This window comes from Enterobacter sp. MGH 37 (assembly GCF_000534515.1).
Classification (GTDB): domain Bacteria; phylum Pseudomonadota; class Gammaproteobacteria; order Enterobacterales; family Enterobacteriaceae; genus Enterobacter; species Enterobacter kobei.
In genome coordinates this window covers 2,361,450-2,373,950 of sequence record NZ_KI973205.1, presented here as the reverse complement: position 1 = coordinate 2,373,950, position 12,501 = coordinate 2,361,450, and the positions used below count along the sequence as shown (strand labels likewise).

10 protein-coding genes are annotated in these 12,501 nt (G+C 58.1%); 4 read left to right on the top strand and 6 right to left on the bottom strand.

The features are described 5' to 3' along the window. Positions 1 to 42 precede the first annotated feature (42 nt). Entirely contained in the window at positions 43 to 582 is a 540-nt protein-coding gene (locus L383_RS12535) for a YfaZ family outer membrane protein (protein ID WP_023330955.1), read from the top strand. A 93-nt stretch (positions 583 to 675) separates the two neighbouring features. Beyond that, positions 676 to 1,875, top strand: a complete 1,200-nt coding sequence (locus L383_RS12540) for a nicotinamide mononucleotide deamidase-related protein YfaY (RefSeq protein WP_023330954.1) — start codon at positions 676 to 678, stop codon at positions 1,873 to 1,875. 32 nt (positions 1,876 to 1,907) lie between these two features. Here L383_RS12540 and glpC read toward each other — a convergent pair whose 3' ends face one another. Genes glpC through glpA form a run of 3 tightly spaced genes read right to left on the bottom strand, consistent with a single transcriptional unit; the run spans position 1,908 to position 5,930 of the window. Beyond that, on the bottom strand, positions 1,908 to 3,098 hold the full coding sequence (gene glpC, locus L383_RS12545) for an anaerobic glycerol-3-phosphate dehydrogenase subunit GlpC (protein ID WP_023330953.1): 1,191 nt from the start codon (positions 3,096 to 3,098) through the stop codon (positions 1,908 to 1,910). Further along, positions 3,095 to 4,312: a glycerol-3-phosphate dehydrogenase subunit GlpB gene (gene glpB, locus L383_RS12550; RefSeq protein WP_023330952.1), complete on the bottom strand. Its 1,218-nt coding sequence runs from the start codon at positions 4,310 to 4,312 to the stop codon at positions 3,095 to 3,097. The genes glpC and glpB overlap by 4 nt, the downstream gene beginning before the upstream one ends. Then, positions 4,302 to 5,930 (bottom strand): anaerobic glycerol-3-phosphate dehydrogenase subunit A, encoded by a 1,629-nt coding sequence (gene glpA / locus L383_RS12555; RefSeq protein WP_023330951.1) that lies wholly within the window; start codon positions 5,928 to 5,930, stop codon positions 4,302 to 4,304. The genes glpB and glpA overlap by 11 nt, the downstream gene beginning before the upstream one ends. A gap of 252 nt (positions 5,931 to 6,182) precedes the next feature. Here glpA and glpT point away from each other — a divergent pair, with 252 nt between their 5' ends. Together glpT and glpQ are read left to right on the top strand one after the other, a co-directional pair. Beyond that, a complete protein-coding gene (gene glpT, locus L383_RS12560; protein ID WP_014884613.1) occupies positions 6,183 to 7,535 on the top strand; it encodes a glycerol-3-phosphate transporter in 1,353 nt (450 codons plus the stop codon). 11 nt (positions 7,536 to 7,546) lie between these two features. Then, a complete protein-coding gene (glpQ, locus tag L383_RS12565) occupies positions 7,547 to 8,605 on the top strand; it encodes a glycerophosphodiester phosphodiesterase (RefSeq protein WP_023330950.1) in 1,059 nt (352 codons plus the stop codon). 103 nt (positions 8,606 to 8,708) lie between these two features. Here glpQ and yfaE read toward each other — a convergent pair whose 3' ends face one another. From yfaE to nrdA, 3 genes are all read right to left on the bottom strand, one after another. Then, entirely contained in the window at positions 8,709 to 8,963 is a 255-nt protein-coding gene (gene yfaE, locus L383_RS12570) for a class I ribonucleotide reductase maintenance protein YfaE (protein WP_008500234.1), read from the bottom strand. Continuing rightward, positions 8,963 to 10,093 carry a class Ia ribonucleoside-diphosphate reductase subunit beta gene (nrdB, locus tag L383_RS12575; RefSeq protein WP_014884611.1) on the bottom strand — a complete coding sequence of 377 codons (1,131 nt, stop codon included), beginning with the start codon at positions 10,091 to 10,093 and terminating at the stop codon, positions 8,963 to 8,965. The genes yfaE and nrdB overlap by 1 nt, the downstream gene beginning before the upstream one ends. 100 nt (positions 10,094 to 10,193) lie before the next feature. Then, on the bottom strand, positions 10,194 to 12,479 hold the full coding sequence (gene nrdA, locus L383_RS12580) for a class 1a ribonucleoside-diphosphate reductase subunit alpha (protein WP_014884610.1): 2,286 nt from the start codon (positions 12,477 to 12,479) through the stop codon (positions 10,194 to 10,196). Positions 12,480 to 12,501: the final 22 nt, after the last annotated feature.

The following is a 12,501-nucleotide window of genomic DNA, read 5'->3' as shown; positions in this document are numbered from 1 at the left end:
CGGTTTTGGGACTTCTCTATAAAATTGCGCGGGATCATGACAATGAAAAAAGTGGCATTACTGGGCTTCGGCCTGATGGTTGTATCGGCGGCGGCTAACGCCATCAGCTTCAACGGCTCGGCGGGTCAGGACTATACCCACCTGGGCTTTGGCCTGGGAACAGAGACTTCCGGCCTGGCGATGACCGGTGGCTGGACGCATAACGATGACGACGGCGATGCGGCAAGCCTCGGTCTGGGTCTGAACATTCCTCTTGGTCCATTCCTGGCGACCGTCGGCGGTAAAGGTATCTATACCAACCCGAACGACGGTGACGAAGGGTATGCGGCAGCGGTGGGTGGCGGCCTGCAGTGGAAAATTGGCGACAGCTTCGGTCTGTTTGGCGAGTATTACTACTCTCCGGACTCGCTCTCCAGCGGTATCGACAGCTATGAAGAAGCCAACGCCGGCGCGCGCTGGACCATCATGCGTCCGATTACCATCGAAGCGGGCTATCGCTACCTGAACCTGGCGGGCAAAGACGGCAACCGCGACAACGCGCTGGCCGACGGTCCCTACGTGGGCGTAAGCGCAGGCTTCTAATCCTGTCGGCGCGGCGTTCCGTCGCGCCAGTTTCTCTCTTCTCCCTCCCGCGTTTGCGCTATAGTGTTTTCACCAAATAAGCGGGAGAACACAATGATTAACGTGGAGATGTTATCCACCGGCGACGAAGTGCTGCATGGACAAATTATTGATACCAATGCTGCCTGGCTTGCCGATCTTTTCTTTGAGCAAGGATTACCGTTAACGCGTCGCAATACGGTAGGCGACAATCTTGAGTCGCTGGTCAGCATTCTGCGTGAGCGGAGCGAACACTGCGATGTGCTGATCGTGAATGGCGGACTCGGTCCTACCAGTGACGATCTCAGCGCGCTGGCCGCCGCAACCGCAAAAGGTGAAGGGCTGGTGCTGCATGAGGCATGGCTTTCACAGATGGAACGCTTTTTCTCCGAACGTGGCCGCGTTATGGCCCCCAGCAACCGCAAGCAGGCTGAAATCCCCGCCAGTGCTGAGCTGGTTGATAACCCGGTCGGCACCGCGTGCGGGTTTGCCCTGCAGCTGAACCGTTGCCTGATGTTCTTCACGCCCGGCGTACCTTCCGAATTTAAAGTGATGGTTGAGCAGCAGATCCTGCCGCGCCTTCGCGACCGTTTTACCCTGCCTGAACCTCCGCTGTGCCTGCGACTGACCACGTTTGGCCGTTCTGAAAGCGATCTGGCCCAGAGTCTTGACCACCTGCAATTGCCGCCGGGCGTGTCCATGGGCTATCGCTCCTCTATGCCGATCATTGAACTCAAGCTGACAGGACCGGCGACGCAGAAAGCGGCGATGCTGGCCCTGTGGCCCGAAGTGCAGCGCGTGGCGGGCGAGAGCCTGATCTTTGAAGGGACGGAGGGGTTGCCTGCGCAGATTGCGAAGCACCTGCAGGATCGTCAGCTGAGCGTGACCTTAAGCGAGCAGTTCACCGGTGGCCTGCTGGCGCTGCAATTGTCGCGCGCCAGCGCGCCGCTGCTGGCCAGCGAAGTGGTGCCGTTCCAGCAGGAGACCCTGGCGCAAACCGCCCGCTGGGCCTCGGAGCGACGGGTTAAACATTTTGCCGGTCTGGCGCTGTTCGTGGGTGGGCTGGATGAGGAACACCTTAACGTCGCGCTGGCGACGCCGGAGGGGACCTGGGCTCTGAGGGTCAAAATGAGCATCACTCGCCACAGTCTGGCGGTGCGTCAGGAAGTCTGCGCCATGATGGCGCTGAATATGCTGCGCCGCTGGCTCAATGGCAAAGAGGTCGCCAGCGAGCACGGCTGGATTAACGTTGTTGAGTCGCTGTTCGTCGAGTAATGTTTGTGCCGGGGCGTTCGCCCCGGCCATGTTCAGCCCAGCGCGTTCGCCAACAGGGTAATCGGATGCTCACAGCGCTTGCTGGTGGACATCTCAATCTGCCATTTACAGGTTTCGCAGTCGGTCACCACGATATCCGCGCCGCTCTCTTCGATCTGGCGGAACAGCGGGGCGCCAATCGCCTGGGAGGTTGCGTAGTTTTCGCGCTTAAAGCCGTAGGTTCCCGCAATCCCGCAGCAGCGCGAATCCAGCACCGTCAGCTCAAGTCCGGGAATTAACCGCAGCAGCTCAAGCGTATAGAGCGACCAGCCCATTTTCTCCATATGACACGGGGTGTGATACACCACTTTCAGGGGCAATTCCCCCAGCGGCAACGTCTGCCCGCTGTCCAGCTTGCGCCACAGGAAGCGTGTCGCCAGCTCGATGTACTCGCGCAGGCCGGTATTATCCACGTCCAGCAGATGCGGGTACTCATCGCGCAGGGTGAAGGTACAGGTGGACGAGGTCGCCAGCACCGGAATACCTTTATCGACAATCGCTTCGCGCAGTGACGTGACATTGCTCTGAGCCTGCCTGCGCGCTTTATCGGTAAACCCGTTGGCGATCAGCGGTACGCCGCAGCACTTCTCTTTGTTCAGTAGCTGAACGCCCGTTCCCATGGCGTTTAGCACCTTCAGCAGATCTTTGCCCAGCTGCGGGTGGTTGTAATTCACATAGCAGCCGTGGAAAAAGGCCACCTGGTCGGCGTACTGCGCCTGCTCCGCCGCGACGGATTTGTACCAGCGGCGGAAGGTGCCGTGAGAATATTTCGGCAGGCTGCGGTGATGGTCTATCTTCAGCGTGGCATCCAGCAGCTGGCGCACCGGCTTGAGCGAGGTCGCGGCATTGACCAGCGGGGAAAACGGCGTTGAGACGCTGCCCATCAGGTCGGTATGGCTGAGGATGGCATCGCGCAGGGACGGCTTTTGTGTGCCGTAGCGCGCCCGGGCGCGCTGGATGATATCGCCGATTTTAACATCCGACGGGCAGGCGACTTCACAGCGTTTGCAGTTGATACAGTATTTCAGCGCCTCGTCGTACAGCTTACCGTCCTTCAGACGCAGACGCTCGCCGTCAGGCCCGGCCTGTTTCGGTCCGGGATAGCGCGGGTTCACGCCGCTGACCGGGCAGACGGTCGTGCAGACCGTGCATTTAATGCAGCTTTCAAAACGGGTATCGTTCATTGTTCCGCCTCCGCGCGCTGGCTAATCTGCTCTGCCACATACAGCGCCGTGACGGCGCAGACCCCGCCACCGCACCCCTGAGTTATGGGATCGTACCCGCCCAACAGCGAGCCAATGGCAAAGAGATTCCTGACGGGCTTACCGGACAGTTGCGGGTGCAGCTGGTTATCAACCATCACGCCGAACTGTTGCCAGGGCTGCGGCGAGAAGAAATCACTCTGATACCAGTCCGCGCGGGAGGCGCCTTGCCGGACATCAAGCCCCATAATGGCTTCCCGGATGCCCTCCCGGCTGCTCAGCAGCCCGTTGCTGAAGAAACTGCCGCTTGCCAGCACCGTATAGCGGGCGCGAAGCGGAATATCACCGTGGTTGCGGGTCCAGATTTCGCTCACCGCGCCGTCCCTCAGGGTGATTTTTTTCACCTCGTCACCCGCCATCCACACGCCGCCCTGCGCCACAAACTGGCGCTGGAGCTGGGTATGCAGGCGAATGCCGGGCACGGAAGGGGGAAGCGTTGGCAGCAGGCCGAGCGAGCAGGGCAGACGGTCCGACAGCCAGCGCCACAGGCGGTTATCGCTGAGTCCAAAGCAGGCAGGCATCAACAGCGTATCGCAGGTTTCACCGAGCGGTCTGAGCGCCTCATACAGCAGCGGCCATCTGTCTTCGTTATCCAGAAAGCGGGCGATATTCACCGCGCGAAACTCGCTCGGGTTTTCGCGCAGGACATCCAGTTCAGGCAGTTCTATCTCTGCCGTCTCGGCGTTCACGCCCTGGCGACACAGTGACGCCGCCGCAAGATGGGGCTGAAAATCCAGAAAGCCGCTAATACCCACGACCCGTACCCGTCCTGTGCTCACAGGGGCAACGGGGACCTCCTCCGGGCTGAGCCACGCGGAACGCAGGGTGCCAAGCGGCGTGATGCGTTGATGATTTTGCCTGGCGCTCCCCTTCAGATGCGCACCGCAGTCAGCCAGCAGCGCTTCGGTTTCCAGCGCAAAGCGGTCAATATGCTGCGCGCCAACCCGATGATACGGGTGCTCCGGCGGCAGTTTGTCGCGGTACGTGTCGTCCACCAGATCCAGCGATCCCGACGAGAAGTGCAGGGCACTCTGGCCCCGGGTGATAATGGCGCAGCGCAGCCCCTGCTTCGTGAGCTTGATGCCACAGAGCAAGCCCGCCAGCCCGCCGCCGACAATCACGGTATCAAATTTCATCGTGTTGCTCCTTCTCAAGACCGCAAAGCCCCTGGTAGACCCAGCGGGTAAACTCGCTCTCACGCAGGGCATCGCCCCAGGCGATAGGCTGAATGCCTTTCCAGCGCTCGTTTAAAAAGGCGCTGAGCTGATCGAGCGACTGGGTGGCAGTCGTGGTATGAAAACGCTGCAGCAGACCCGCCGCACGGCAGGCGCACAATTCACCCTGGCAGGTTCCCATGCCGACGCGGGTGCGACGGCGGAGATCGAGCAGGCTCTTGACCGTCAGGTTCTCCACCGCGTATTGCACCTCGCCCGCGGTGACGGCTTCGCACTCGCACACCAGGCTGCGGCTCAGCCGACCTTCGCCGAGCCAGACCGGCGTTCTGTCCCCGTGGCGGTAAATCGCGGAACCGCGCAGCGGGGCGGGCAGGGAGATGATTTTTTGCAACGTTTTTTCGGTGGACTGACGCGATCCCGGCAGCGGTTGTTCTGCCGTCACGCACGGCTCGGTATTCCCCAGCTTGCGGCAGACTGCATCGGTGGCCCATTCGGCCATCAGGCGGTAGGTCATTAGTTTGCCGCCTGTAATGGTGATAAATCCGTCCATGCCGTCGCGTTCGGCGTGGTCGAGCAGCACGATGCCCCGGCTAACGTTACGTCCGCCAGGATCGTTATCGCTGGCGACAAGAGGACGCACGCCCGCGTAGGCACGCAGAATACGCGTCTGGGCCATCACCGGGGCCAGTTTCTCGCCTTCACGCAGCAGGATATCCACCTCTTCGGCGGTCACGCGGTTGTAGTCAATGTCGCTGTAGTCGACGTGGGTTGAGGTCGTACCAATCAGCGAAATGGTATCGCCCGGCACGAGGATATCGGCATCAGACGGTTTGCGGCAGCGGTTGATCACATGGTTATTGATGCGATGGTCGAGGATCAGCAGCGAGCCTTTCGCCGGGAACATGCGCACCGACAGGTCAGCGTATTCTGCAATGCGCTGCCCCCAGATCCCCGCGGCATTAATGACGACGGAGGCAAACAGCTCGCTGTGTTCGTGGTATTGCGTATCAAACACCCGCACGCCGCAGACGCGATGGCCTTCGCGGATAAGTCCGGTCACTTCATGTCCGGTCAGAATGCGCGCCCCATGTTCCCGGGCATCCAGCATATTGGCGGCGGTCAGGCGGAACGGATCGACGGTGCCATCCGGGACTTTCACTGCGCCAATAAGCGCCGGGTTGACTGACGGTTCCAGCTGCCGTGCCCGCGCCGGATCCATGGCCTCCGCCTGAATACCTGCTGCGTTACAGGCGGTGATAAAGGTTTCCTGAAAGGCGAGGTCATCTTCGGGAAGGGTGATAAAGAGGCCATCGGTCGGTTCAATGCAGTGGCGGGCGATACGCTTGAGGATCTGGTTTTCCGCAATACATTCCCGTGCCGACTCGCCGTCAGTGACGGCGTATCGTGCACCGCTGTGAAGCAGACCGTGGTTACGCCCGGTCGCGCCCGTGGCAATATCGTGGCGTTCCAGAAGCGTGACGCTTAATCCGCGAAGGGCGCAATCGCGAGCGATACCGGCGCCGGTGGCACCTCCGCCAATGATAATCACATCGCTGTAGCGAGGATCGTGAATTGTCATTGTCTTCCCTCAATGTTCGTTTTTTTATCATTTAGCCACATGAAAACTGTGGTTTGTTTGATTTCGAACATAAACGCGCGAAATTCGAAAGTGAAACGTGATTTAATGCGCTTTTTTGCGCATTATGTCATATTTCTGTAACAATCTGTGCGTTGATTCACAGTAACAATCACCATGATTTCTTAACATCCCCGGCTCTGGAATTCAGGTGCGAGCCACCTGCTCATTCAATTCAAGGCCACGGAGGCTGTCATGCTCAGTATTTTCAAACCCGCGCCGCATCGGGCGCGTCTGCCAGAGGCAGAGATTGATCCGCTATACCGTCGTCTGCGTTGGCAAATTTTCCTGGGGATCTTCTTCGGGTACGCGGCGTACTATCTGGTGCGTAAAAACTTTGCGCTCGCCATGCCGTATCTGGTGGAGCAGGGCTTTTCACGCGGCGATCTGGGGTTCGCGCTGTCGGGGATCTCTATCGCGTATGGTTTTTCCAAGTTCATTATGGGGTCCGTGTCGGATCGCTCGAATCCGCGCGTGTTTCTGCCCGCCGGTCTGATTCTGGCGGCTGCAGTGATGTTGTTCATGGGTTTTGTGCCGTGGGCAACCTCCAGCATTGCCGTTATGTTCGTGCTGCTGTTCCTCTGTGGCTGGTTCCAGGGGATGGGATGGCCGCCATGCGGACGTACCATGGTGCACTGGTGGTCGCAGAAAGAGCGCGGCGGCATTGTGTCGGTGTGGAACTGCGCGCATAACGTGGGTGGCGGTATTCCGCCGCTGCTGTTCCTGCTGGGGATGGCCTGGTTTAACGACTGGCACGCTGCGCTCTACATGCCTGCGTTTGGCGCCATTCTGGTGGCGATTATTGCCTTCGCGCTGATGCGCGATACGCCGCAATCCTGCGGCCTGCCGCCGATTGAAGAGTATAAAGACGACTATCCGGATGATTACAGCGAGAAGCACGAAGAAGAGCTGACCGCGAAGCAGATCTTCATGAAGTACGTGCTGCCTAACAAACTGCTGTGGTACATCGCGGTGGCCAACGTGTTCGTTTATCTGCTGCGTTACGGCATTCTGGACTGGTCACCGACCTACCTGAAAGAGGTGAAACACTTCGCGCTGGATAAATCCTCCTGGGCCTACTTCCTGTATGAATACGCGGGGATCCCGGGCACGCTGATCTGCGGCTGGATGTCGGACAAAGTGTTTAAAGGTAACCGTGGTGCAACAGGCGTGTTCTTCATGACCCTGGTGACCATCGCCACCGTGGTGTACTGGCTCAACCCGCCGGGCAACCCGGGCGTAGACATGGCCTGTATGATCGTCATCGGCTTCCTGATTTATGGCCCGGTCATGCTGATTGGCCTGCATGCCCTGGAACTGGCACCGAAAAAAGCGGCGGGCACGGCGGCAGGCTTTACCGGTCTGTTCGGCTACCTGGGCGGTTCGGTCGCGGCGAGCGCCATCGTGGGCTACACCGTTGACTTCTTCGGTTGGGACGGCGGCTTTATGGTGATGATTGGCGGTAGCGTGCTGGCGGTACTGCTGTTGATTGTCGTGATGATCGGTGAGAAACGTCACCACGCGGAAGTGCTGGCGCGTCGTCAATAAGGAACATGACCATGAAATTATCTCATTTAACCACCGGTCTGCTGCTGGCGGGCCTGATGACAGGCTCCGCGCTGGCGGCGGATAAAATCGTGATTGCCCACCGCGGCGCGAGCGGCTATCTGCCGGAGCATACGTTGGCGGCGAAAGCAATGGCCTATGCGCAGGGCGCGGATTATCTGGAGCAGGATCTGGTGATGACGAAGGACGACCAGCTGGTCGTCCTGCATGATCACTATCTTGACCGCGTAACGGACGTGGCGGAGCGTTTCCCGGACCGCGCGCGTAAAGATGGCCGTTTCTACGCCATTGATTTCACCCTGGCGGAGATCCGCTCCCTGAAGTTTACCGAAGGGTTCGAGATTGAAAACGGCAAGAAGGTACAGGTCTATCCGGGACGTTTCCCGATGGGCAAATCTGACTTCCGTATTCACACCTTCCAGGAGGAGATAGAGTTTGTTCAGGGGCTGAACCACTCGACCGGTAAAAATATCGGTATCTACCCGGAAATCAAAGCGCCGTGGTTCCATCATCAGGAAGGGAAGGATATTGCCGCGAAAACCCTGGAGGTCCTGAAGCAGTACGGCTACACCAGCAAGAAGGACAAAGTTTACCTGCAGTGTTTTGACGCCGCCGAGCTGAAGCGCATTAAAACCGAGCTGGAGCCGAAGATGGGGATGGATCTCAATCTGGTGCAGTTGATTGCCTACACCGACTGGAATGAAACCCAGGAGAAACAGCCGGACGGGAAGTGGGTGAACTACAACTACGACTGGATGTTTAAGCCGGGCGCGATGAAGCAGATTGCGCAGTACGCTGACGGCATCGGACCGGATTACCACATGCTGGTGGCAGAAGGCTCCACGCCGGGTCACGTGAAGCTGACGGCGATGGTGAAAGAGGCGCATGCCAGCAAGATGCAGGTCCATCCGTATACCGTGCGTGCAGACCAGCTGCCGCCGTATGCCACGGACGTGAATCAGCTTTATGAGGTGTTGTATAACCAGGCGAGCGTGGACGGGTTGTTTACGGATTTCCCGGATAAAGCGGTCGAATTCATTCACCGGAAGTAGGTTTGGCAGGTCGGGTAAGGCGAAGCCGCCACCCGACAATCAGGCTCTGCGGCCTGATGCCCTCACCCTAACCCTCTCCCACAGGGAGAGGGAACCAGGGCAATCACATCTCGATCTCAATATCGCCTTTTGCCCGGCAGCAGCAGGGCAAAATTTCCCCTTCGTTGATAAAGGCCAGCGGTTCAGTCAGCCAGTCCACCTGGCCGGCGACCAGACGGCAGCGGCAGGAGCCGCAATAGCCGGAACGACACTGGTACTCTACTTCTACCTGATGCGCCTCAAGCGCCACCAGCAGAGAAGGGTGCTCCTCCCGACACAGCACCTCAGTGCCGGAAAGACTTAACGTGACGCGTGACATCAGAGCTGGAAGTCGCTCAGGTCGTCAGTGTTGACTTCAGAATCAATCTGACCGACCAGGTAAGAACTCACCTCCACTTCCTGAGGCGCAACCTGCACGTTATCGGACACCAGCCAGGTGTTGATCCACGGGATTGGGTTAGAACGCGTCTGGAACGGCAGGTCGAGACCGACAGCCTGCATACGGATGTTGGTGATGTACTCAACGTACTGGCAGAGAATGTCTTTGTTCAGGCCAATCATGGAACCGTCGCGGAACAGGTAGTCTGCCCACTCTTTCTCCTGCTGAGCCGCCAGCACGAACAGATCATAGCACTCCTGCTTGCACTCTTCGGCGATTTCCGCCATCTCCGGGTCATCCGTACCGCTGCGCAGCAGGTTCAGCATGTGCTGGGTGCCGGTCAGGTGCAGGGCTTCGTCACGGGCGATCAGACGGATGATTTTGGCGTTGCCTTCCATTAGCTTGCGCTCGGCAAAGGCGAAGGAGCAGGCGAAGCTCACGTAGAAGCGGATCGCTTCCAGCGCGTTGACGCTCATCAGGCACAGGTACAGCTGTTTTTTCAGCGCGCGCAGGTTCACGGTAACGGTTTTACCGTTCACGTTATGCGTACCCTCGCCCAGCAGGTGCCAGTAGCTGGTCATCTCGATCAGTTCGTCGTAATAGTGCGCAATGCCTTCCGCACGCTTCTGGATCTGCTCGTTGGTGACGATATCGTCAAACACCACCGCCGGATCGTTCACGATGTTGCGGATGATGTGTGTATAAGAGCGGGAGTGAATCGTCTCGGAGAACGCCCAGGTTTCCACCCAGGTTTCCAGCTCGGGAATGGAAATCAGCGGCAGCAGTGCCACGTTCGGGCTACGGCCCTGAATGGAATCCAGCAGCGTCTGGTACTTCAGGTTGCTGATGAAGATATGCTTTTCGTGATCCGGCAGCGACTGGTAATCAATGCGATCGCGGGAGACGTCTACTTCTTCCGGACGCCAGAAGAAGGAGAGTTGCTTTTCAATCAGCTTTTCGAAGATGTCATATTTTTGCTGATCGTAGCGTGCCACGTTGACCGGCTGGCCAAAGAACATCGGCTCTTTGAGCTGGTCGTTTTTCGTCTGTGAAAATGTGGTGTATGCCATTGCGGTGAGTCCTGTTGAGATTTTATTGCCCGGCAACACTGCGTTTGCCGGGCCTACAAAACCGTAGGCCGGGTAAGCGTAGCGCCACCCGGCGAAGTGCTTAGATCTTACATGCGCCGCTTTCGCAGCCATCGTCCTGAATTGACGGTACCATGTCGTCCTGCGCGTCTTCTGCACCGTCACGGGTGTTGTGATAGTACAGCGTTTTCACGCCAAATTTGTAGGCGGTCAGCAGGTCTTTCAACAGCTGCTGCATTGGTACCTTGCCAGACGGGAAACGCGTCGGGTCATAGTTGGTATTGGCAGAGATCGACTGGTCGATAAACTTCTGCATGATACCCACCAGCTGCAGGTAGCCGTCGTTGTTTGGCATTTCCCACAGCAGCTCGTAGTTGTTCCCGAGTGTTTCATAGTCCGGTACCACCTGACGCAGCACGCCGTCTTTCGACGCTTTAATGCTGACGTGGCCGCGCGGCGGCTCAATACCGTTAGTGGCGTTGGAGATCTGCGAAGAGGTCTCAGACGGCATCAGGGCAGAGAGCGTGGAGTTGCGCAGACCGTGAGTCTTGATGGACTCGCGCAGGCCTTCCCAGTCAAGGTGCAGCGGCTCGCTGACGATCGCATCCAGGTCTTTCTTGTAGGTGTCGATCGGCAGAATGCCTTTTGCATAGGTGGTTTCGTTGAACCACGGGCATGCGCCTTGCTCTTTCGCCAGTTCGTTAGACGCTTTCATCAGGTAATACTGAATGGCTTCGAACGTCTGGTGCGTCAGGTTATTGGCGCTGCCGTCGGAGTAACGCTTACCGTTTTTCGCCAGCCAGTAGGCGAAGTTAATCACGCCGATACCCAGGGTACGACGACCCATCGCGCCACGTTTAGCGGCCGGAATTGGGTAATCCTGGTAGTCCAGCAGGGCGTCGAGCGCGCGAACCGCCAGCACGGCCAGCTCTTCCAGCTCGTCCAGGCTTTTAATTGCACCCAGGTTGAACGCAGACAGCGTACACAGCGCAATTTCGCCATTTTCGTCGTTCACGTCTTCCAGCGGCTTGGTCGGCAGGGCGATCTCAAGGCACAGGTTAGACTGGCGTACTGGCGCAACCACCGGATCAAACGGGCTATGGGTGTTGCAGTGGTCAACGTTCTGGATGTAGATACGGCCGGTAGAGGCACGCTCCTGCATCATCAGGGAGAACAGGTCGACCGCCTTCACGCGCTGCTTGCGGATGCTGTCGTCTTTTTCATATTTGGTGTACAGACGCTCGAACTCGTCCTGATCGGCGAAGAACGCGTCGTACAGGCCCGGGACGTCGGACGGGCTGAACAGGGTAATGTCTTCCCCTTTCAGCAGACGGGTGTACATCAGTTTGTTGATCTGTACGCCGTAGTCCATGTGACGCACGCGGTTGCCTTCCACGCCACGGTTGTTTTTCAGCACCAGCAGGCTTTCCACTTCCAGGTGCCACATTGGGTAGAACAGGGTCGCAGCACCGCCGCGCACGCCGCCCTGAGAGCAGGATTTCACTGCCGTCTGGAAGTGCTTGTAGAACGGGATACAGCCGGTGTGGAACGCTTCACCGCCGCGAATCGGGCTGCCCAGTGCACGGATACGACCGGCGTTGATGCCGATACCGGCGCGCTGGGAGACGTATTTCACAATGGCGCTGGAGGTCGCATTGATGGAATCCAGGCTGTCGCCACACTCGATCAGTACGCAGGAGCTGAACTGACGGGTAGGGGTACGCACGCCAGACATGATTGGCGTTGGCAGAGAAATCTTGAACGTCGATACCGCATCGTAGAAACGCTTCACGTAATCCAGACGGGTGTCACGCGGGTAGTTTGAGAACAGGCAGGCGGCCACCAGAATATAGAGGAACTGGGCGCTTTCGTAGATCTCACCGGTAACGCGGTTCTGAACCAGGTATTTGCCTTCGAGCTGCTTCACCGCCGCATAGGAGAAATTCATATCGCGCCAGTGATCGATAAACCCGTTCATCTGCTCGAACTCTTCTTCCGTATAGTCTTCCAGCAGATGCGTGTCGTATTTGCCCAGCTCAACCATTTTCACCACGTGATCGTAAAGCGCAGGCGGCTCAAACTGGCCGTAGGCTTTTTTACGCAGGTGGAAAATCGCCAGACGTGCAGCAAGGTACTGATAATCCGGTGCGTCGCGGGAGATCAGATCTGCCGCTGCTTTGATAATCGTTTCGTGGATATCAGACGTTTTGATGCCGTCGTAGAACTGAATGTGGGAACGCAGTTCAACCTGGGAGATAGATACGTTGTTCAGTCCTTCTGCTGCCCAGTCGAGAACTCGATGGATTTTGTCCAGATTGATACGCTCGGTCGTCCCGTCGCGCTTTGTCACCAGCAGACTCTGATTCATGTGGGTTTTACCTGTCCGTGAA